Origin of the sequence: Fibrobacter succinogenes (assembly GCF_902779965.1) — a bacterium.
Classification (GTDB): Bacteria; Fibrobacterota; Fibrobacteria; order Fibrobacterales; family Fibrobacteraceae; genus Fibrobacter; species Fibrobacter succinogenes_F.
The window spans coordinates 87,464-109,381 of sequence record NZ_CACZDK010000010.1 but is presented as its reverse complement, the minus strand read 5'-3'; the positions used below and the strand labels follow the sequence as shown (position 1 = coordinate 109,381).

General features: G+C 47.7%; 20 protein-coding genes. 13 read left to right on the top strand and 7 right to left on the bottom strand.

The window, feature by feature from the left end; translation table 11 throughout:
• Together pgk and HUF13_RS06845 are read left to right on the top strand one after the other, a co-directional pair.
• On the top strand, positions 1-589 hold a 589-nt coding region (gene pgk / locus HUF13_RS06850), incomplete at its 5' end, for a phosphoglycerate kinase (protein ID WP_173474427.1).
• Between the two features lie 251 nt (positions 590-840).
• Positions 841-1,350, top strand: coding sequence for a hypothetical protein (locus HUF13_RS06845; RefSeq protein WP_173474426.1), 510 nt, complete (start codon positions 841-843; stop codon positions 1,348-1,350).
• On the opposite strand, the gene HUF13_RS06840 is transcribed toward HUF13_RS06845, so the two are convergent.
• A complete protein-coding gene (locus tag HUF13_RS06840; protein WP_173474425.1) occupies positions 1,347-1,502 on the bottom strand; it encodes a hypothetical protein in 156 nt (51 codons plus the stop codon). The genes HUF13_RS06845 and HUF13_RS06840 overlap by 4 nt on opposite strands.
• 132 nt (positions 1,503-1,634) lie before the next feature.
• Here HUF13_RS06840 and HUF13_RS06835 point away from each other — a divergent pair, with 132 nt between their 5' ends.
• Together HUF13_RS06835 and HUF13_RS06830 are read left to right on the top strand one after the other, a co-directional pair.
• Positions 1,635-1,781 carry a hypothetical protein gene (locus HUF13_RS06835; RefSeq protein WP_173474424.1) on the top strand — a complete coding sequence of 49 codons (147 nt, stop codon included), beginning with the start codon at positions 1,635-1,637 and terminating at the stop codon, positions 1,779-1,781.
• 124 nt (positions 1,782-1,905) lie between these two features.
• Positions 1,906-2,253 carry a hypothetical protein gene (locus HUF13_RS06830; RefSeq protein WP_173474423.1) on the top strand — a complete coding sequence of 116 codons (348 nt, stop codon included), beginning with the start codon at positions 1,906-1,908 and terminating at the stop codon, positions 2,251-2,253.
• A 224-nt stretch (positions 2,254-2,477) separates the two neighbouring features.
• Here HUF13_RS06830 and HUF13_RS06825 read toward each other — a convergent pair whose 3' ends face one another.
• Positions 2,478-3,095, bottom strand: coding sequence for a hypothetical protein (locus HUF13_RS06825; protein WP_173474422.1), 618 nt, complete (start codon positions 3,093-3,095; stop codon positions 2,478-2,480).
• A gap of 203 nt (positions 3,096-3,298) precedes the next feature.
• On the opposite strand from HUF13_RS06825, the gene HUF13_RS06820 reads away from it, so the two are divergent.
• A complete protein-coding gene (locus HUF13_RS06820; RefSeq protein WP_173474421.1) occupies positions 3,299-6,103 on the top strand; it encodes a fibro-slime domain-containing protein in 2,805 nt (934 codons plus the stop codon).
• Between the two features lie 186 nt (positions 6,104-6,289).
• Entirely contained in the window at positions 6,290-6,805 is a 516-nt protein-coding gene (locus tag HUF13_RS06815) for an LptE family protein (protein WP_173474420.1), read from the top strand.
• A gap of 146 nt (positions 6,806-6,951) precedes the next feature.
• On the opposite strand, the gene HUF13_RS06810 is transcribed toward HUF13_RS06815, so the two are convergent.
• Positions 6,952-7,437, bottom strand: a complete 486-nt coding sequence (locus tag HUF13_RS06810; protein WP_173474419.1) for an 8-oxo-dGTP diphosphatase — start codon at positions 7,435-7,437, stop codon at positions 6,952-6,954.
• A gap of 124 nt (positions 7,438-7,561) precedes the next feature.
• On the opposite strand from HUF13_RS06810, the gene HUF13_RS06805 reads away from it, so the two are divergent.
• Both HUF13_RS06805 and HUF13_RS06800 read left to right on the top strand, forming a co-directional pair.
• A complete protein-coding gene (locus tag HUF13_RS06805; protein WP_173474418.1) occupies positions 7,562-7,975 on the top strand; it encodes an ATP-binding protein in 414 nt (137 codons plus the stop codon).
• Between the two features lie 36 nt (positions 7,976-8,011).
• Positions 8,012-8,308: an STAS domain-containing protein gene (locus HUF13_RS06800; protein ID WP_173474417.1), complete on the top strand. Its 297-nt coding sequence runs from the start codon at positions 8,012-8,014 to the stop codon at positions 8,306-8,308.
• A gap of 229 nt (positions 8,309-8,537) precedes the next feature.
• Here HUF13_RS06800 and ilvD read toward each other — a convergent pair whose 3' ends face one another.
• Positions 8,538-10,334, bottom strand: a complete 1,797-nt coding sequence (gene ilvD / locus HUF13_RS06795; RefSeq protein WP_173474416.1) for a dihydroxy-acid dehydratase — start codon at positions 10,332-10,334, stop codon at positions 8,538-8,540.
• Positions 10,335-10,542: 208 nt separating this feature from the next.
• Between ilvD and HUF13_RS06790 the strand changes: the two genes are divergently transcribed.
• Complete coding sequence (locus tag HUF13_RS06790; protein ID WP_173474415.1) at positions 10,543-13,803, top strand: InlB B-repeat-containing protein; 3,261 nt, start codon at positions 10,543-10,545, stop codon at positions 13,801-13,803.
• 10 nt (positions 13,804-13,813) lie between these two features.
• Positions 13,814-13,975 carry a hypothetical protein gene (locus HUF13_RS06785; RefSeq protein ID WP_173474414.1) on the top strand — a complete coding sequence of 54 codons (162 nt, stop codon included), beginning with the start codon at positions 13,814-13,816 and terminating at the stop codon, positions 13,973-13,975.
• Here the strand turns inward: HUF13_RS06785 and HUF13_RS06780 are convergent.
• Positions 13,972-15,531, bottom strand: a complete 1,560-nt coding sequence (locus HUF13_RS06780) for a class I SAM-dependent RNA methyltransferase (protein WP_173474413.1) — start codon at positions 15,529-15,531, stop codon at positions 13,972-13,974. The genes HUF13_RS06785 and HUF13_RS06780 overlap by 4 nt on opposite strands.
• Positions 15,532-15,553: 22 nt before the next feature.
• Positions 15,554-15,934: a hypothetical protein gene (locus tag HUF13_RS06775; RefSeq protein WP_173474412.1), complete on the bottom strand. Its 381-nt coding sequence runs from the start codon at positions 15,932-15,934 to the stop codon at positions 15,554-15,556.
• A gap of 226 nt (positions 15,935-16,160) precedes the next feature.
• Here HUF13_RS06775 and HUF13_RS06770 point away from each other — a divergent pair, with 226 nt between their 5' ends.
• Positions 16,161-17,363, top strand: coding sequence for a hypothetical protein (locus HUF13_RS06770; protein WP_304038905.1), 1,203 nt, complete (start codon positions 16,161-16,163; stop codon positions 17,361-17,363).
• A gap of 94 nt (positions 17,364-17,457) precedes the next feature.
• On the opposite strand, the gene HUF13_RS06765 is transcribed toward HUF13_RS06770, so the two are convergent.
• Complete coding sequence (locus HUF13_RS06765) at positions 17,458-18,183, bottom strand: TrmH family RNA methyltransferase (RefSeq protein WP_304038903.1); 726 nt, start codon at positions 18,181-18,183, stop codon at positions 17,458-17,460.
• A gap of 138 nt (positions 18,184-18,321) precedes the next feature.
• Here HUF13_RS06765 and surE point away from each other — a divergent pair, with 138 nt between their 5' ends.
• Both surE and gyrA read left to right on the top strand, forming a co-directional pair.
• On the top strand, positions 18,322-19,137 hold the full coding sequence (gene surE / locus HUF13_RS06760; protein ID WP_173474409.1) for a 5'/3'-nucleotidase SurE: 816 nt from the start codon (positions 18,322-18,324) through the stop codon (positions 19,135-19,137).
• A gap of 52 nt (positions 19,138-19,189) precedes the next feature.
• On the top strand, positions 19,190-21,916 hold the full coding sequence (gyrA, locus tag HUF13_RS06755; RefSeq protein ID WP_173474408.1) for a DNA gyrase subunit A: 2,727 nt from the start codon (positions 19,190-19,192) through the stop codon (positions 21,914-21,916).
• The last annotated feature ends 2 nt before the right edge of the window (positions 21,917-21,918 follow it).

Below are 21,918 nucleotides of genomic sequence, written 5' to 3'. Positions count from 1 at the left end.
CAAGGTCGCTGACAAGATCCAGCTCATCAACAACCTCCTCGACAAGGCCGACAAGATCATCATCGGCGGTGGCATGGCTTTCACCTTCAAGAAGGTTCTCAACAACATCGAAATCGGTTCTTCTTTGTTTGACGAAGAAGGCGCCAAGCTCGTTCCGGATCTGATGGCCAAGGCTAAGGCTGCTGGCAAGGAAATCATCCTCCCGGTTGACTACATCGCTGCTGACAAGTTCGCTGCCGACGCTGCTACCAAGGCTGTTTCTGACGCCGAAGGCATTCCGGCTGGCTGGATGGGCCTCGATGTGGGCGCTGAATCCACCAAGCTCTTCGTGAACGCTATCAAGTCCGCTAAGACCATCGTCTGGAACGGTCCTGCAGGCGTGTTCGAATTCGAAGCCTTCGAAAAGGCCACCGTCGAAGCTACCGCTGCTGGCGCAATCACCGTGATCGGTGGTGGCGATACCGCTACGGCTGCCAAGAAGTACGGCGCTGACAAGAAGGTGACCCACACCTCTACGGGTGGTGGCGCTTCTCTGGAACTCTTGGAAGGTAAAGTCCTCCCGGGTGTTGCAGTGCTCACTGACAAGTAATTCAAAAATTCGTAAGGCGAGTGAAGCGCGAACGCTTGCGTTCGCATTTCCGAGCCTAGAATTTTGCGCTTGCGCAAAAAATTCCTGACTTTAAAACCCTGCAAGTTTTTGCAGGGTCTTTTTTGTATTGTCTTCCCCGCTATACGATACTTAGCAACTTGTTGCTATAGTAGAGTTATCCTCTATGAGGAGAAGGCGGGGATCCCCTTTCGAAGACTCTCGCTTTTGCGGAGTTTTTTATATTACTTCGTATGAAAATTATTTTGTTGTGTATTGTGTTGATTATCGCGCCGTGCTTGGCTAATGAACCGATTCCGGTTATGCCAGTTGATTCTGTTGCGTATTATGACAGTTTAGCCAATTATAATTACCAAAGGTTTCGTGCTAACGAGTCTATGTCCGATGTGTTTTATTGGACGAGTGTTGGTTTGTCTATTGCCACCCCGATTTTGGTGTTTGCCGCTAGAGGTGCTTCAGAATGTTATGGACCTGAAGGATGCCGAGGGGGGAATGTTGTTTTGGATGCTATTGCGATTACCGCTGCGATTTTATTCTTGCCTTCTTGGATTACTTATGGCGGTTTCAGTATCGCAAAAATCAGGCGTCAGCGGGATTTCAATAATTACAATCGAAAAAAAGAGGAGCTTTTAGAGCGACGAAAATTGAACGACGCTGAATCCGTCAATTTGCAAGTGCAAATTTCTCCCTTGCTGAATCCTCTGGATGGGCGTTATGGCGCCGTTTTGGCTTTCTCGTTTTAGCCTTGTTCGCCTTGCTTTGGCTTGGCGGTTTCGTCGTGTTCCTCGATTTTACTGACTTTGGTGAACCAGTAGTCTTCGCTGTTGATGGAACTCATGTTGCCGATGAGTGCGTCGAGATCGAGATTCTTGATGTCGTTGTTTTCGTTAGGCATGGTATGAATATAAAAATCATTTAAAAAGGCGGTTCCCGCTCGGAGGCGGGAATGACAATAAAAATGGCGAATTTTACGTCAAAATTTTCAATGTCGGTGCGGTTTTTACGTAAAATTTTAATGTTGTATGTAATGAAAGCTGGTGAAAATGGTTCTTTTGTAAATTTTTTTGCCTTTTGGAGTATTTTTTTGAGTGAAAATAGGCTTTGGGGCTTGCGATTTGAGCTGTTTTTGGGGCTGAAACCAGATTTTTTAAAAATTTTGTTTAATTTGTACTAAAATTTACGTAAGAAACTCAAAAAATTATCCGTTTTTTACGTAAATATTGCCGAAAATTTGAAATCTAGATTTTCAGCGCCAGCCAGGAATGTAAATTTACGTAGTATTTAGCAAAGGAGCTTTTATGTCGATTGCCGAATTTTCGAAGAAATTCCACGCGGATAAGCGCGGTAACTGCGCCATGGCTGTGGCTTATGGCTACGCTCGCGCAACGGGTAAATCCGAAGAAGAAGCGGTGAAGGCTGCCGAAATGTTCCGTGCTTTTGGCGGTGGCAAGGCTCCTGATGGCTTGTGTGGGGCGCTTTATGCGGCCAAGATGATGCAGCCCGACCATGCCGATGCCATCGAAGACTTTTTCAAGCGTGGGGCGCAGGGTTGCACCAAGTGCGGCGAAATTCGCCCGAACAAAATTATCCCGTGCAACCGTTGCGTGGAACTGGCGGGCGAGGCGCTGGATTTTCTGGAGAAGTAACTAGATTCTTCGACTTCGCTTCGCTACGTTCATGACGCAATCAGCCTCATGCGCACAATGTATGGATTCTCCTTCGGAGAATGACTAAAACCAATTCCTAATTCCGAACTCCTAATTCCGAATTATCCCTGCATGGATCCTATCGGCTGTCGCCTCCAGGATGGCAAAAAAAACATTACCCCACTGGCTCGTACCTCAAAGGCGCGCAGCGCCAAGCCCATACCTCATAACCTCACGTTCAGCAAATCGTCTTCCCAGGCTTCTTTGAGCTTGCGGAGTTTTTCGAGCGATTTGTCGTCGGCCAAGCTTTCGTCGCGGGTTTGCATTAGCTGTTTGTAGCTTTCGGCAAGTTCGTTTGCGTGCGGGTAATCTGGAGCGAGCTTGGCTAGCGCTTCTAAAATGGCGTCGTCGGAATACAGGCGGGCAATCCCTTCGAGTGTGCGCTCGATGTATTTTTGCGTTTCGCCTTCGCTTTTAAAAGCCTCGGCTTCTTTAAATTCGAAAGGCGTAATTTTGTCCATCCATGCGGTTTCAGCGGTGTAAAGTTCGTTATCTTCAGCAATCGCGTCTTTGCGGCCAAAAATTTCCAACTGCGACTTGAGGTACGGACGATAGCTCTCGACATCGATTTCTAACGATGATCGTTCGGCGAATTCGGCAAGATTCCTCAAATTAGCTTCGGATGGATTGTTCAGAAGACATTCCTTGAGCACTGTAAGCTGATCTTTGGGTGGGAGTCTTTTGAATGATTCCGAACGGGTGGTATTGGCTCGGATTCTCAAGCGCAAAATGCGCAGGAGCAATAGCATCATGGCTGCAAAAAATACAATAGACCAATTCATGGGCGGAAAAAATAGCTATTCCATTTAAAAAGCCGGCTAAACATAGTTGATTTTGCCTATATAATACTATAAAGAGGATGTTTATCAAATGATTCCATGTTTTTACATATATTTTGCAATATCATCAGACCTCATTTTACTCTAATTGGTTTATATTTAGGTGGAATTGTTGTAACCTATTATTAGGTGGAGATTGGACTATTATGAAATTTTATAGATGGATTACTCTCGGTGCTCTATTTGGCTGCTCCGTTGCTGGCTTTGCTCAAGTCGCCAAGGATATCCGTACGTTGGATATTATCATTCGCGATTTCGAACCGAATCATCCCGATTTCGAAAACTTTTCTGAAGAATCAGTCCAACATTTAGACGAAATTTATAACTACGTGTCTCCTAGCGGCGGCGCTTTAATGAATTTTTATGGGTACGGCAATGATTGGTATGCTAGTTATCCATATCATACTACTTGCGGCAATGAAAACTCTTTCAGTAAGTTTGGCGCAGGTGTTCAGATTGGTACTGACGGCCTTCCGAAGTTGGCCAATTCCTATTTGCCAGGATATTTGCAGCAAACTTCTACTAACGAAACTTTGAAATACGGTGAATGTTCTGATAAAGGTAGAGATCCTGTTTCTGGTAAAGAAGTGACAATGCGTGGATACGCAAACGCTAGAGATGACGTGAGCGGCTACAAGTGTCCTGGTGGAAGAACAGTATGGAGTAATGAGGTTATTTACACGCCCGGCATGGTGATTCCATATTTGAAGTTTACCAAGATGGTTGGTGAAAAGTTTAATATGTACGATGGCGTTGTGATTGAAAAACTTAGTGAACGCTGTGATAACCAGTTCTTTAATGAATGGTATACTGATGTGCCTGGGCGAAATAGGCGCATCAACACAACGATGGTTATTCCGAAAGATCCGAATTCCAAATATTACATTTACGATTATAACTACAATAATGGTGGTTACTCTCCGCTCGATAGTATCAATCCGGATACGAGAGAGTGGGTGATGAATAAGCCCTGTAAATTGAAAGTTCAACCGGATACAACGAAATGCGATCAGTTTGAACCGCAGACGCTTTCGATTTTCTGCCCTCCCTATAATTATCAATATGCTTCCAGCCAGAAAGACTTCTTGGGACAGTCGACTGCTGAGCTTTGTAAGGAATGGTTGAATCAGGGTGGCCCACGTGCCGTTAATTCGTTTGGTTCTGGTCATAGCGCCGCTTGGCAGGCTGCTATTAAGTTGTATACTCTAGGCGATAATATTGGCATGAAGCATCTCCGCAACTATGCCTTTACCATGATGGGTTATGCCAGCTTCAAGTACAAGGCCGCAAACCAGGTGAACAGTTTGGGACTGCCGGAACCGGAAGTGTTCGAATTCGCCGGTGACGATGATATGTGGATTTTCGTCGATGGTGTGCTTGTTGTGGATTTGGGTGGTACTCACTTGTCTGCTCCGGGTAAGGTCAATATTCAGACTTTGGCTAAGTTCAATCATGGGTGCCATGCGGGTGAACCTCTTGCTGGTTATACGAACTGCAACGGTTCTTCTGATGCTACTGGTTGGGCTGATGATACTTGGCATCACTTGCACTTCTTCTATGCTGACCGTCAGTCCGATGGTTCTAACATTTACATCCGTACGTCTCTTGCCGAACTTGCTCCATCTCGTTTTGGACAGCCGACGGTTAACGATGTTGTTGTAAAGGTGGACGAAAACGGTAAAGCTCAAAACAGCATGTACATGAACGTTGCTCTTGCTGATTCTAGCTTTATTGCAATGAATAACCCGAATGTGCCGTCGATTGTAGTCTTGCGCAATAAGACTGTGTTGGGCGCTAATGGAATGCCTCTTAAGACGATTACGGGTCAAGATTCAATTGTAACGATGGTATATGGTTACTATGTAACATCTATGACAGGGCCGATTGACAAGGAAGATGCCGGTCAGATGTATCAGTTTGAAGGTGTCTTGAAGGACCTTGATGGCAATATTGTCGGTGACGGAGGCCTTTTGGGCGATGACCGTATAGCCTTTAACGTGCCTTGGAGCACGGGTCTTGATGATGACGGCAACGGCGGCAACTATACGGCTTTCGAATGGGCTCAGTTGATGGCTTGGTCCAAAAAGTTTGACGTCAGCTTAGGTGGCTTCTTTGTTGCTTCTATTTCTGGTAACCATGTTGCTGGTTTTGATGAACGTGAAAAGTGGGGTAAGATTACTTATACCGCTGTGGCTCAGACGCCTGTTATTCCTGATGATCCTGCTTACGACCGTCCGGACTTTACAAACGAAGCTCAAACACTTACTGATTTGGCTGGTAGCGGTGCTCTCCCGACGGACATGACTGCTGACCTCGTTTTGACGCCGATTCCGGCTGTTATTGGTACCGACCCGCTCAAGTGGGCTAAGGATAATGCCGATCAGCTTATGGCTTCTGGTGCTCAAGGTGCTACGGCTTACGCTCCAGGAACCTCTGTTGTGTATGGTGCTGGTCAGGGCGAAAACAAAACTCTCTGCTATAATGATGGTTCTGCAAACATTCCGGGCAAGAAGAGCAATGAAACTTGCACGAGCTGGTCTTTCCCGACGACTCAGCCGTTCCATGTGAATATCCGCGTGTTTGACCACTTGGGCCACTTTGTGAACCAGTACAATAAGCGTGTGACTAAGGAAGATTTCCAAAAAGCTTTGAATGGTTTGCCATCTTCTGCTGTTCAGCAGCCGCAGGGTACTAAAGAGTCTAGTTGCGGTGACACGCCGATATATGGTGCTACGGGTGCTATGCTTGCCACAATCAAGATGTATCCGGTGACTGACAAGGGACGCTTGCTTGCAACGGGTCCGTATATCTACCAGATGACGGTTGTGAAGGATGCTTACGAATACTGCTATAGAAGTAATGGTAGCAGCCCGACGATTATGACGATGCCGTTCCAGCGTACTACGGAAACGATTAGACGCGGCTATCGCAGAACAAAGGCTAAAAAATAGGGCTTAGTTCATTAAGTTTATGGCGCCCCGAGGCTCGTGCTTCGGGGTGCTTTTTTATAGGATTTTTTTTGATTGCTCTCGCCTTTTACTAAATGAGCGCCCGTTTTGGGCGCATGTATTGCGGCTCGGCAATGTCAGAGCGTAAAACGCTCTGCCGCTGCTCTCGCCTTTTACTAAATTAAGAGTATGCGTTGTTGTAAGATTGTTCCTCGTTTGCTTTGTATGATGATGCTTGCCTTGGCTGCTAGTGCGTTCTTTGGCTGCTACAGCTTTACCGCAAGTACGCTTCCGAGTCACATAAAAACGGTCAACATCCATGAGGTCGAAGACAAGACCCTTGACCCGGTGCTTGCAAATAACATCCATACTGCCGTTGTCGATATGTTCAAACGCAATGCTGGTGGCGTTCGATTGGTGAACGACGATGCCAATGCCGATTTTGAAATTACTTTGTTAAGCTATTCGAACAAGCCTGAAAACTACAATAGCAATAGCGATGTGGAAACATACCGCGTGACGATTCGCGTCGAAGTCAAGTTTTATGATAACGTAAAAGAAAGAATCATCTACGAAAGCAAGTCTCTTTCGGCAGATGGAGTTTATGACGTCCAAGCTAATGAAACCGAAGACCGCCATGGCCAGACGCGCGCCGTCGAAAAGCTCCAAGACCTGATTGTTTCGAACGCCCTCGCCAAGTGGTAATAAAAAAAGCGACTCGGCAATATCGTCCGAGAACGCATCTTGCCGAGTCAGGGGTTGGTTTGGAGTATTTCAAATATGCTTAATTTAAAGCGTTTTGTTAAGCCCCTATTTTAATTTTTATCAAAAAAAGCGAAAAAAAACTCTTTTTACAGAAAATCTTGGAGCGTGACACGCTTTTCGTTCAGCAATGCTTCGGTAAGCGTACTCCCTTTGTAGGTCAGCTTTAGCGAGAAGAATGGTTCACCGCGTTCGAGCAGCGCGAGGAAAATCAAATCGCCATCCCAGTGGGGGAGTTCTTTCACTTTTTGCTTGTCCACCCATTCCAGTTCGCCCTCGTCACAGTCCTTGATTGTGCCGGAAAATTCCGTTGCGGTAAACAAGTGCATGAATTCGGTTTGGTCCATGCCATCGCTGATGAAGGTGACGATGCCGCGGTATTTCGGGTGGATTAGCGTAAGTCCCGTTTCTTCAAGCGCTTCGCGGTGGATGCAGTCTTCGGGGGATTCCCATTCTTCGAACTTGCCACCAATGCCAATCCACTTGTCTTTGTTGATGTCATTTTTTTTCTTGACGCGATGGAGCAGTAAATATTTGTTGTCTTGTTCGATGTAGCAGAGGGTTGTGTTGATCATACTGCTCAAATATAGAATTGTTTGTAAGGAGATGATTTTTAGGGATTCTTGTTAAAAAAAACGACGCTTTTCGCTATATAAATGTATAATTATTGTATGATTTACGAAACTTTCGGCTGGTATTATGCAGAATTGCGATAAAGAAATCATAGTAGATTCGAAATTTGAAAATGTCAGGGCTCTTACGGAGTTCGTTGAAAGCGCTCTTGAACCGTATCATCCTTCAATGAAGGCTGTTACGCAGATTGGCGTTGCGATTGACGAATTGTTTAGCAATGTTGTTCGCTATTCGGGATCATCAAATATGAAACTTATTTTGCATGTGAACGAAGATGTGTTGACCGCTAAGCTTACTTTTATTGATGAAGGTGTGGAGTATGACCCGTTGTCAAAAGCTGATCCAGATGTATCGCTTTCGGCGGAAGATCGTGAAATTGGTGGACTTGGAATTTTCCTTGTGAAAAAGATTATGGACGGAGTTGAATACAAACGAGATGGACATAAAAATGTCTTAACGGTTGTAAAAAAATTGACTTAATTTATAAAAGAATTAAAATCTAAAATCGAGGCTAGAATGAAAATCGAAAAAAATGTGGATGCGTCCAATGTGTCATTTGCTTTGGAAGGACGTTTGGACACGATGACTGCGCCTTTGCTTGAATCTGAGATTCAAGGTAAGCTGGATGGCGTTACGGACTTGGAATTCAATTTTGCCAAGCTGACTTATATTTCTTCGGCGGGATTGCGCGTGTTGCTTTCTGCACAGAAGATAATGAACAAGCAGGGTAAGATGGTTATCAAGAATGTGTGTGATGAAATCAAAGAAATTTTTGAGGTGACGGGATTTTCAGATATTTTGACGGTTGTCTAAAATCTGATTGCAAATTTGTATGGATGAAAAAAGCGGTGCCTGTGAGGTACCGCTTTTTTGCATATCATTTTGGCTTTTCGGATTTGTCACCCCGGTCTTGAGCCGGGATCTCCTTTACTTACTTCACACCTGTGACGACCGGCGGCTCGATTGCAATTTACACTGCGATTCCTCGCCGCCTCTCGCCTTCGACGACTCGTTAATACGAGTCCGCCTACGGCTCACAGGATTACTTCACTCCGATGAGAGACAGGTCTCTTACAGCGCCCTTGTCTGCGGACGATGCCATGGCAGCGTATGCCTGCAGGGCCTTGGACACCTTACGGTCGCGGTTCTCTGGCTGCCATGCTTTATTACCGCGGGCTTCCATTTCCTTGCGGCGTTCGGCGAGTTCGTCGTCGGTGAGCTGCACGTTGATGCTGCGGTTCGGTATGTCAATTTCGATAACGTCGCCCGTGTGCACGAGGCCGATGTTACCCTTGTTGGCGGCTTCCGGAGAAGCGTGGCCGATGGAGAGGCCGCTCGTACCGCCGGAGAAACGTCCGTCGGTGAGGAGGGCGCAGGACTTGCCGAGGTGACGGCTCTTGAGGTAAGAGGTCGGGTAGAGCATTTCCTGCATGCCGGGGCCACCCTTCGGGCCTTCGTAGCGGATAACGACGACGTCGCCAGCCTTTACCTTGTTGCCGAGGATGCCTTCGACGGCTTCTTCCTGGCTTTCGAACACGATTGCCGGGCCGGTGAACTTCCAGATGGATTCGTCCACGCCGGCGGTCTTCACGATGCAGCCGTCGATTGCGAGGTTACCGTACAGAACAGCGAGGCCGCCGTCCTTGGTGTAGGCGTGTTCGCCGTCGCGGATAGCGCCCGTGGCACGGTCGAGGTCGTGGTCCGGGTACATGAAGTTCTGCGAGAAGGCGACCAGGTTGTACTTGCGGCCGGGGCCAGCGAGGTAGCGCTGCTTAGCTTCGGCGCTCGGGTTACGCTTGAGGTCGTTCACTTCGAGAGCTTCGCCCATGGTGGCGGCGTGAACGGTCTTTGCATTCTTGTGGATGAGGCCCATGCGGTCGAGTTCACCGAGGATACCCATGATGCCACCGGCGCGGTTCACGTTTTCCACATGGATGTTGTGAACGGTCGGGGCGACCTTGCAGATGCACGGCGTGTTGCGGGAAAGACGGTCGATGTCCTTCATGGTGAAGTCAACGCCCGCTTCCTGAGCCACGGCGAGCAAGTGGAGCACGGTGTTGGAGGAGCCGCCCATGGCGATGTCGAGGCGCATGGCGTTTTCGAAGGCTTCCTTCGTGGCGATGCTGCGCGGGAGGATGCTTTCGTCGTTCAAATCGTAATACTGGTGGCAGAGTTCCACGATGCGCTTACCGGCAGCTTCGAACAACTTCTTACGTTCGGCGTGCGTTGCAACGATGGTGCCGTTGCCAGGCAAGCTGAGGCCGAGGGCTTCGGTAAGGGAGTTCATGGAGTTTGCGGTGAACATGCCGGAGCAGGAACCGCAAGTCGGGCAAGCGTTAGCTTCGATGGCGGCCACTTCTTCGTCGCTGATGGTGTTGTCTGCGGAATCGATCATGGCGTCGATCAAGTCGAGGGCGCGGTCCTTGCCGTCCTTCGTCGTGACGTGGCCGGCTTCCATCGGGCCGCCAGAAACGAAGATTGCCGGAATGTTGAGGCGCATGGCTGCCATGAGCATACCTGGAGTCACCTTGTCGCAGTTAGAGATGCAAACGAGGGCGTCGGCGCGGTGGGCGTTTGCCATGTATTCGGTGGAGTCGGCAATGAGGTCGCGGGAGGGCAAGCTGTAGAGCATGCCGTCGTGGCCCATGGCGATACCGTCATCGACGGCGATGGTGTTCATTTCCTTAGCGACACCGCCGGCAGCTTCGATCGCGCGGGCGACCACCTGGCCCAAGTCCTTCCCAAAGTCTTCCACCTTGGTTCCAGTTGCGTGCCACAGGGCGCGTGCACCGGCCATTTCACGGCCTTCCATAGTCTTGAGCGAACGAAGTTTCGGCATAGTATAATCCTTTTGAATGCGGCGACAAAATCGCCAATTTTAGCAGAAAATTTAGCAAAAATGTGGATTTTCGCACAGTTATGAAGAGTTTTGGCCTTAAAAAGTGCCTTTATTATGATTTTTGTGAAAATTTTGTTATCAAATAATTACTTTTATGTTTGAAAGGTAGAAGCTATGAGTTATATTATTCATAGACTAAAGGAATTTTATGAAGGGGAATAGCTTTATGACAAGATTTTTCACGTTAGTCTGCCTTGTGCTTGGCATGGGGCAAGCTTTTGCGGCATGGGACGGAATATCCAAGGATGAACCCACCAAGGAAGGTGATACCTACATTATCGATACCGAGTCGAAGCTGGCTTGGTATGCCGAAAATTATACTAAGGGCAATGCGAAACTCACTGCCGACCTTGATTTGAACGGCAAACTTTGGACTCCGATTGCTGCGGGTATTGGTAATAAATCGTATTCCAAGGTTTTTGATGGTAATGGCCATATCATTAAAAACCTTTATGTCAATGGATCAGAGTTGGCTGCAATTGATAAGCAGTATGCCCAGAATCTAGGTCTTATTGCAGTGCTTGGTAGTGGAACCGTTAAGAATTTGACTCTTGAAAATGTAGATATTCAAGCATCAACCAATGCGGGTGATATTCTTGGACTAGATCAGCAGATTTCTGTGGGCGCCTTTGTGGGGTGGATGAATGAGTCAGAAAACAATCTTGTTGATGCTTGCATGGTTACGGGTACAATAAAGACTACTGGTAATGGTCAAGGTGTTGGTGGTATTGTAGGTAATGCTAAAAAAGGTACGATTTCTAATTGTCTGAGTTTTGTTGAAATCCAAGCGAGTGGAAAAAATGCTTATGTAGGGGGCATTATTGGTCTCATTAAAATTCATGTGAACGTATATTCTTGTGTGTATGTTGGACCGGGTGTGAAAACGGGTAAGGATGGTGCTGTTGGTGCCATTGCAGGATATGTTTCTGCGTCTCCGACTCCTGGAACTTTAGTTACGAAAAATGTTTTTTTCGAGTATGACGAGAATGAAAAAATTGATGGAATTGGAAAGGTTGATGAAGGGTGTGATGTTACTGACGGTACAAAGAGAGTTGATTTCAGTAATACAGATAACACTGTAGTCTCACTAAATGATGAAGAAAATGAAACGAAGCCGTGGTCTGTGGGCGAAACAACGCTTTTGCTCAATGGCTATGGACCCGATGGTTATAAGATTGTATTCGATGCCGACGGGGGTACTTTTGCGGATGGCGCTACTTTTAAGAATAAAGTCCTCCATGCGGGAATGGTAATTGTTGCCGATGAAGTGGGCAAACCGTCCCGTAAAGATTCGACGTTTAAAGGATGGGCTTTTACTAAAGGATCTGAATCTCCGGCCACCGATCTCGGAACCGTTACTGTTTCAGATACGTTGTTTGCGGTTTGGGCGCCTGTTTATGAAATCATTTTTGATGTGTCCATCCCTGGGGGTGAACACATTGAAAAGGTTATTCGGGTGACCAAGGGTGATGTGATTACTGTTGATGGCCTAGGTGATTTGCCGACGAAATACTGCAGTGCGTATGTTTCGGGAAATGAGGGCGAGTGCCAAACTTGGTCCTATTTTACAGGATGGGCAAATACAAATGTCTCTAGTACTAAAGTCGTTGATTTAAGCACAGTCGTGGCGGAGGAAGGCCTTAAACTTAATGCTGTATGGACGGATGTTGAAACTTACACAGTGACATTCAATGCGAATAAGCATGGTCAAACAACGGTAACTTATGTCCGTTTAGAGTCTGGCAACACGGTTGCAAAACCAGAAAATCCGGTTGCTGATGAAGGTTATGAGTTTGTGAATTGGTATACGGAAGAGTCGTGTACAAATACATTCAAATTTGAAACGCCTATCGATCATAGCTTTGTTTTATATGCTAACTGGAACCTCAAAAAATTTAATATTTCTTATGTGTTGAATGGCGCTGTGGATAAGGGGAATAATCAGGATTCGTATAACATTGAATCATCGACGATAGTGCTTGCCAATCCGACCGCAGCTGAAGGAAAAGATTTTGAGGGGTGGTTCTATGATGCTGGATTTACTCAAAAAGCAACCCAAATAATTCAGGGATCATCAGGCGATAAGACGCTTTATGCAAAGTGGTCTAATAAAACATATAAAATAACATACTTGGCAGACAATGAGTCGTATGGTTCTGTTTCGGACCAGATTAAGGAATATGGAACCTCTTTGACTCTTGCGTCTAAGGGGCATTTCCAGCGCTTGGGTTTTGACCAAGTGGGTTGGGCTACTTCGTATAATGGAAAGAAAGTTTATGATTTTGGGGCTAGCTATACGGCAAATGCACCTATTGTCTTGTATCCAGCATGGGATAAAGTTTCTTTTACGATTACGTATGCTGCGGGTTCGAATGCTACGGGTTCTGTTAGTAGCCAAAAGAAATATTATGATGAAGGACTGATGTTAGCAAAAGCTGGTGGCTTCACTCGTGACGGCTATTCTCAAGATGGATGGGCCACTCAAGATGGTGGCGATAAGGTTTATGGCTTAGGGGCCACTTATACTGACAATCAGAATATTACATTGTATCCGCATTGGGTTGCGGGGCAGATTAATGTCACTTATTATGGCCCTGTTGCAATCTATAAGTATCCTGGCTCAACAGGTAAGAAAATTGCTGTTATTAATGGTGAATATACGGGATCGGAAGAATTAAAGATTCCTAACGATATTGATGTTGATTCTGTTGTACTCGAGAGAAAGTTTAAAGTCGGAATCATGTCGACAATCATGTTGCCGTTCGCGATAGATACGTCTAAGTTTAAGGGTGGCAAGATATATAGATTCTTCACCATTGGTGAGTTCGATAAAAAATGGACTGTTAAAATTCAACGAATCTATACGCCCAAAGTCCAAGCGAATATCCCTTATTTTGTAATGCCTGCAGAAACGGACTTGAATTTTATCGGCCCTGTAACGTTAAATACCGAGGTTGAACCTCAGACTCCTGAACCTTTGACAACCTATAATAATTGGGAATACAGGGGCGTGTATCGTTATAAAGTTTTCGGCAATACACCTGCTGATTTGGGTTATGTTTATGGTTTTGCCGGTGAAGAACGCAATAATAAGCGTGTTGGCGAATTTGTGAAGGCTGGTGTTGAGGCTTATATACATCCGTTACGTGGGTATTTGATAAATAATAACAGAGCCTTGAAAAAAGCGCAGAACGGGTCTTTGGGCGGTTTCGGCTCGGGAATTTCCAGAGAAATCCATGTTGAAATCGTCGATGAAAATGATAATGTCGTGGATTCAGGAACGTTTGATACAGTGACGGGAGAAATTCGTTTGAACGGCTGGTTCGATGTGAAGGGCCGTCGCTTGAAAGCGAAGCCGACTGCACGAGGAAATTATTATCATAATGGTAAACATGTAATTATTAAATAAGGGGCTTTGAATGCTTGAAAAAAATGAACAAAATAAATTTATTGCAGAAACTTTGAACAAGGGCAAAAAGAAATATCAGCCGCCTCGAATGAGCGTGGAAGAATATGATTGCCACATGTTCTTATGTGGCTCTCCTGATAATATAGGCGTGGAAATCGATAAAGACTATTAATAGTTTAATTGGGCAATAAATACATTTAGGCTGAAGCCGCCGTGGCTTGTGGCGATTATTTTTGCGGCGGAGTTGTGTTCCGGTGAAAGTGCTGCGCATTCGCGTAACAAGTTCGATGTGCAGGTGTATTTGGAACCTTCTCGGCTGTCGTCTTTGGGCGCAAGGATTGCGACGGTAAGAGTCTTGTTGAACTGTTTTAGGTCGTGGGCTAGTTCTGTTAGCTTGCGGCCTATTTTTATATAAAGCTTTGGTGCGTCAAAGTCAAGGCGCTTTCCGTATGGCGGATTCAGTACGATAATGGGCGAGGCTTCTTTGCTAGTGTCTGCGATTTCTTTTGCGGTGTAGCTGAAAAAATCTTTGAGCTGCGGGTTGATGGTGGGCTTGTCGCCGTTCGGAGAGGTGCTTGCGAGCGGACTGCATTCTACGTTGTGCTTGATGATTGCGATAGCGCGTTCAGAAATATCACTTGTGACGATTTTTGCGATTGTCGCGAATGCATTGCCTTCCGACTTCCGACTTCCGACTTCTGACTTGATAATGAAATTCCAAGTTGCTTCTTTAAAGGCGGGTTGGTGCTTTAGCGCGAAGTCGCGGCATTTGCCTGGAATATGCTTGTTTGCAATGTATGCGGCTTCGAGGCTGAATGTGCCGCTGCCAGACATTAAGTCGAGTAGGCAGTAGGAAGTAGGCGGTAGACAGTAGGATGTAGTTACTAGTTCTGAGTTATTAGTTACTAGAAGGTGGTTGGTGGTTAGGGAAGCTGCTTTGATTGCTTCGAAAAGCATCGCGGCGGCGATGGTTTCTTTGAGCGGGGCGTCGTTGACGTATCGTTCGTGGCCGCGCTTGTAGAGTTCTTCGCCTGCGAGGTCGAGCCAAATGGTGCAACGGTCGTCTAGGAAGTTGACGTAGAGATTTTGAGGTGTGCCGCGATTCTCGTTTTGCGGCGGGGCGTTGTGGGGCGTCCCCGCAGAGGGGGTAGCGGATGCCGTGTCGGCAGGAGCGAGGGGGACTCTTACCCCTTCAATTATTTTATACAATCTTTCGGCAATGGCGTCGCTGTGGTACAAGCGCGAATGCTTACAAGTAACGTGAATGTTTATGGAGTTACTAGATAAATATCTTTCGTCTTTCGTCTCTCGTCTTTGGACTTTCGCTTCGCTCAATTCCCAACCATTCGGCTCGGTCATGCCCAACTCCGTTGGGCGCGACTCTCGCCTTAAATGGTTGTCGTCTAAGAAAAGTTCCCACGGGATTTCGCTTGCTTTTTTTTCGAGTTCGCGGAAGTTTTCGGCTTTGAAGTCGGTGATGTGCATGAGCACGCGGTTTGCGAGGCGGCTGAATGCGACTGCTTTCCAGGCTTCGGTAATCTTTGCGGTAAATTCTACTTTCCCGTCGCCGGTGACATGTGGCGGGTTTAAAGCATCACTCGTCTCAATGCCAATGAACTTAAGTTCATTGATAAGCGTTTGTTCGAAACCGAGCGGGACGACCGCTAAAAAACGGTGCGTTTTTCCGATGATATGTTTCTTGATGCGTTTTTCGAAGGCGTCACTCATATGGACTGCAATATAAAAATTGCTAAATGTCCAAATCGACTGCTATCAAGTTCTTCGAAGGTTTAGTCGGTGCGACTACAGGGAGCTTGCTCAAATCCAAGTTGATAGCGATGATGTCGCCAGAAAGTGACATGATGGCGCCGGTGGAAGTGTTGAATGTCCCGATGATGCTCCCAGAACCATCGCTTACGGTCATTGTTGACGGTGCGATAATGTAAACATTTGTATTAATTTGGTAGAAATAACTGGGCTCGCGGACAACGATATTTTGGGGAATTTGAATATCCAAACCAGCTTTCGATGTTCCGGATGCACTTTCCTGTACCGCTGCGCTTTCGGAGCAGTTCCAGGCTGCAATTATAATTCCGGTTAGTAAAAAGATTTTAAAAAACTGGTATCTCATTTTCATTCCACTCGTCACAGTTGTAAAAATATATTGACATTTTCATAAGCGGTTGCGAAAAAATATGTTAAAAACATTAAATGTTCCCGATGTGTTCTCCATCTTCTTATGTTCTTCGTACAGAAACATGACAGAATTGTTATTTCGTGTTTTCGCGGAAAAAAGCCGTGTTGTTGGCGGCTCTTTCAAACTTTTTTTTGCGTGTTACTATCTTTTTGATATGAAAATGAAAAAGTTTGCTTTTATTTCTGCGATTGGCTTTTTAGCCGTTTCTGCTTTTGCTGCACAGGGCGCTCCAGTGGGTGCTTCTGTTGATCCGACTCCCGAAGAACAGAAGGCTCTCGATGCCTTGAAGGGAAAGCTGGAAGGAGCTATTGTTTGGTCTACAAGCCGTGCAAATTCTCTCCATGATATTTGGATTATGAATGCGGATGGAACGAATGCGCGTGCGCTCACCAAGAGCAACAACGTGGACTGGTTCCCGCGTGTAGCACCAGATGGATCGAAGGTGCTTTTTAACCGCAGCAAGGGCGGCTGGGTTCCTGAAAATGATGCGAACTACCCAGAAAAGTGGGACTTGTGGACTGTCGGTATCGATGGCAGCAACGAGACGAAGCTCGTTGAAAATGCAACGTGGGGCACGTGGCGCCCGGATGGCAAGTCTATTGTGTTTAGCCGTGCCGGCAAGGTGTTCACGATGGATCTCGCGAGCAAAAAAGAGACGCTGGTGCTCGATGGCGAAAAGGCGTTCAAGGCTGGCGTGATTTTGCAGGAACCGAACATGAGCCCGGATGGCAAGCATCTTGCTATTACGCTCCGTGGTTCTATGCGCGAAACGGGCGTGTGGGACTTGGCCAAGAAATCTTGGACGAAGTCTGGTGATGGTTGCCAAATTGACTGGAATTTTGATGGCTCCAAGCTTTACCGCGTGAACCCCACGGGTAATGGCGGAACGGCTGCTCCGAGTGAAATTTTGTGGTTCACGGCCAAGGACGGCAAACAGGTGGAAAAGGTCGGCTTCTTCGGTATTCCGAAGAACGTAAAGCTGATGGACTTGCCGGGCCGTCGCAGCCATGAATACTTCCCGCGCCTCTCGCCAGATGGCAAGTGGCTTGTCTGGGGCGCTACGGACAAGGGCCATGACCATGACTTGTTTGACTATGAACTTTACATTTGGAAAATTGGTGAACCGGTTGAAACGGCAACTCGCATTACATACAACAGTGGCAATGACCGCTGGCCGGATATTTGGTTTGGTAAGGTTCCCGCTGCTGCCGCTTCGACGACTGCTGCAAAAGCTGTTGAAACTGCCGCGAATGCAACTGCTGCCGCGATTGCCGGTGGTGTTAGCGATGCCAAGATGGATGAACTCATCAAGGCTATTGACCGCTTGACCGAAGCTGTGAAGGCGCTTGCGCCGAGTAAATAGTTTTAGAAAAGGAGATGCCCGTTCAAGTCGGGCATGACAAGAAAAAATGCCGCGGCTTGATGCTGCGGCTTTTGCTTTTAGCGAAAGGTGCTTTTTACTTCGCGTTGCTGCGCAAACAAAATGCCATGATCGCGAATGCGCCGGCAACGTTCATGCTTGCCTTGCGGCCAGCCATCGGGATGGTGACTTTCATGGTTGCTTCGGCCATGATTTCGGGAGCGATGCCGAGTTCTTCGTTGCCGAGAACGATAAGGCCTTTTGCGGGCCATGTTACGTTATTTATACTTGGAATATCTTCGCCGGTTTCAAGAGCTATGATTTCGTAGCCGTTTTCTTTGTGCCATTTGATGCAGTCGAATGGGCTTTCCCAGCGTTTGATGGGTATCCATTCTTGGCAGCCGCGCGCGGCGCTTTTTACGGTTACATGATCGGGATTGCAGCTGTAGCCGCTTAAGTGAACTCCTTCGAGACCAAAGCAGTCTGTGCTGCGGATGATGGAACCGACGTTGAATGCGCTACGCAAGTTGTGAACGAGAACCGCGAATGGAATCGGTTTTTCGTTAGCCACTTCGCGGTCGCCTGGTTCCTGTTCCAGATAAACGTCTCGTTCAAAACCAAGCCCTGCGCGAGTGCGGAAAGTCTTGTAGAGGTCAATCATTTGTGCTTGGTTCTTGCCTGTCAATCTTTCGGATTCGGGCAGGTGGAGCCATTCGGTGTAGGTCTCGAACTCACGGCGGGCGCGTGGTACGTCATCGCCTAATTGCAAGATAATTACTCGTAAAAGTTCGGCCAGCCTCTTGAACTTGGAGGGCTCTTTCATGGCTAAAAATTTTGGTTCGGTGTACATGTTTTCAATGATAGAAAATTACCCTTTAAACGGCTAAAAATTGGCTTTTTTACGTGTATTTTTGAGGGGTTGACTCCGTTTTACCGCCCTTTTTTCTAGATTTCCATATAAATGGATAAAATACGGAAAATAAGGGTCCTCATAACGAACGACGATGGCGTTGGTGGTGTTAATCTGCACGCTCTCGCTCTTGCCCTGAGTGATATTTCCGATGTTTATGTTTTTGCTCCTGAAGATGAACAGAGTGGTGTCGGTCACGCCTTTACGATTCGTCGCGGGTTGCGCATTCAGCATGTCGAAGCTGTTCCGGGGAAGGCGAAGTTGCCGTACGAGGTTTACTCGGTTTCGGGTACTCCGGCAGACTGTGTGAAGTTTGCCATAGGGCATTTTGCCAATTACGGACTTGATGATAACACGATTGTTCCCGAAGGCTTTGATGTCTGTTTTTCGGGAGTCAATGTGGGCGAAAATTCTGGTGTGTCGTCGCTATATTCGGGGACGGTTGCCGGCGCCCGCGAAGCGGCCCTTTGGGGGGTGCCTGCGGTTGCGCTTTCGCTCCGTGGATTGAAAGGCAACCTGTTGCAGGTGGCGATTGATTTTGCACGTAAGATTGTTTCCGAAAAGTTGTTCAAGAAAATTTCCAGGGGCGTCTTCTGGAATGTGAATTTCCCGAAAGTCAAGGATGACGAATTTCTTGGCTTTAAGGCTTGCACGATGGACCGTGGAATGTTTACCGACCACTACGATCACAAGGATGGCTTGTGGTTCTTGGATGGCGAAAAGCTGTGGTCGATGGCTCCCGAGGGTTCGGACGATAACTTGCTAGATAAGGGCTATGCGACGATTACTCCGCACCGCATAGACCAGACCGATGAAGAAAGTTTGAAAGTAATAAATGAAATGTTGGAAGGGGGCGGAATGATTTAGGAAAAACTTCCTACTTCCTACTGTCTACTTCCTACTAATTTGAGGTTAACTAATGTCAGAAGAAATGGTACCTGGATCGCAGTTTAAGAGTCTTGTCGAACAAGACATGCAGGACTGCTATCTTCGCTACTCGATGAGCGTTATTGTCGCTCGTGCATTGCCGGATGCTCGCGATGGCTTTAAGCCGGTGCACCGCCGTGTGATGTACAGTATGCACAAGTTGGGCGTGGTTCCGAACAAGGGAACGGTCAAGTCCGCCCGTATCGTGGGTGATGTTATCGGTAAGTACCACCCGCATGGTGATTCTGCTGTTTATGAAACTTTAGCCCGTATGGCGCAGGACTTTTCTCTGCGTTATCCGTTGGTGTTTGGTCAGGGTAACTTCGGTTCTATTGACGGTGACAGCCCGGCTGCCATGCGTTACACCGAAGCTAAGATGAATAACCTTGGCGCCCTCATGCTCGAAGATCTTGAAAAAGATACGGTCGACATGGGCCCGAACTACGACGAATCTCTCGAAGAACCGTTGGTGCTTCCGTCTGCACTTCCGAACATGATTGTGAACGGAACGTCGGGTATTGCTGTGGGTATGGCTACGAACATGGCTCCGCACAACTTGCGCGAAGTTGGTGCCGCCATTCATGCCATGGCCGAAAATCCTGATATTACCGGTGAAGAATTGATGGACTACGTGAAGGGTCCGGACTTCCCGACCGGTGCTATTGTCTGTGGACGTTCTGGCATTCGCGAAGCTTACCTCACAGGGCATGGTCGCGTTCGCGTTCGCGCCCGTACCGAAATTGAAACGGATTCTAAGGGTAAGCCGCGCATTATCGTGACGGAAATCCCGTACATGGTGAACAAGGCGGAACTCTGCAAGAAGATTGCAGACCTTGTTCGCGACAAGCGTGTTGACGGCATTACGGACATCCGCGATGAATCGAGCCGCGACATCCGCATTGTGATTGAACTCCGCCGTGATGCAGTTGGCGAAGTTGTCTTGAATAACTTGTTCAAGTACACTCAGTTGCAGACGACGTTTAGCATTTACAACTTGGCGCTCGTCAATAACCTCCCGAAGCTCCTTACGCTCAAGGATCTTTTGCAGGTTTACATTGACCACCGCCTCGATGTGATTACGCGTGCCACGCAGTTTGATTTGAAGAAGGCTGAAGCTCGCCTCCACATCATTGAAGGCTTGCGTATTGCAACGCAGAACATCGATGAAGTGGTGAGAATTATTCGCCAGAGCAAGACGACTGAAATTGCAAAGCAGAGCTTGCAGGATCGCTTCTCGCTCGACGAAATTCAGTCCCAGGCCATCGTTGACATGCGCCTTGCTCAGTTGGTCGGCTTGAACATCGAAAAGTTGGAAGCCGAATACAACGAACTCATTGCAACGGTCGCTGACTTGAAGGACATCTTGGCAAAGCGCGAACGCCGCATTGCCATCATGCTCGAAAAGCTCGATGCCGTTGTGGCCAAGTATGGCGATGAACGCCGCACAACGATTGGCGAAGCTATTGACGATAGCGATGACGAAGACCTCATTGCCGAAGAAGAACAGGTCATCACGCTCAGCAAGGAAGGCTACATCCGTCGCTTGCCGATTGATACGTTCAAGGCCCAGAACCGCGGTGGTAAAGGTATTATCGGTGCAGGCCTCAAGGACGAAGACAACGTGGAACAGATCTTCACGGCTAGCACGCACAGCTACTTGCTCGTGTTTACGAACAAGGGCCGCGTTTACTGGACGAAGGTCTACCGCTTGCCGGAAGGCGCCCGCAATGGCAAGGGCCGCCCGATTGTGAACTTTGTGGCGCTCACGGAAGGCGAAAAGGTGCAGGCGATTGTGCCGGTGCGCAAGTTCGGTGGCTACTTCTGCCTCGTGTTTGCAACGAAGAAGGGCATCATCAACAAGATGGACCTCACGCTCTTTAGCCGTCCGCGTAAGGCTGGCGTCAATGCCATTAGCCTCGACGAAGACGATGAACTCGTGAAGGTGCAGCTCGTGGGCATGTCTGCCGAAGAATTCGAAGCGAGCAAGAACGCCTCTGATGACGATTCTGCAGAAGCCGTTGAAAACGCCGCAGAAGCTCAGGCTGCCGATGGTTCGACAGGCTCACCAACCGATGCTTCTGAAGAAGAATCTGGCGATGCCGAAGACTTCGCTAACCGCCCGATTCCGAAGGATCTCTTGATGATTGCGACCAAGAACGGCCAGGCGGTCACGTTCCCGATTAGCTGCTTCCGCGCTATGGGCCGTGGCACGCATGGTGTGAAGGGCATTACGCTCGCTGAAGGCGACGAAGTCATTTCGCTTTTGTGGCTCAAGGCTGGCAACAAGATTTTGACCATCACCGAAAAGGGTTATGGCAAACGTTCTGAACCAGGTTCTTACCGTGTGACCCGCCGTGGTAGCAAGGGTGTCCGCAACTTGAACGTCACCGACAAGATTGGTGCCGCCGTGTTCGTGGAAAGCGTCGCTGACGATTACGATTTGATCATCACGAGTAAGGATGGTCAGGTCATCCGCATCAAGGCTGCCGATATCCGCCTCACGGGCCGTAATGCCCAGGGCGTCAAGGCAATCACGCTGCGCGATGGTGACGTCGTGAAGGATGCAACAGCACTCCCGAGCGTCGAAGATATCGAACAGGATAGCGCTGACGCCAAGGAAACCTTCGACAAGGTCAAGGGCGTTGAAGTCGATGACGATTCCGTTGTAAAGGATGATGCTGAAAAGCAGGAAGTCGGTCCGACGGAAACTGAAGAATAATC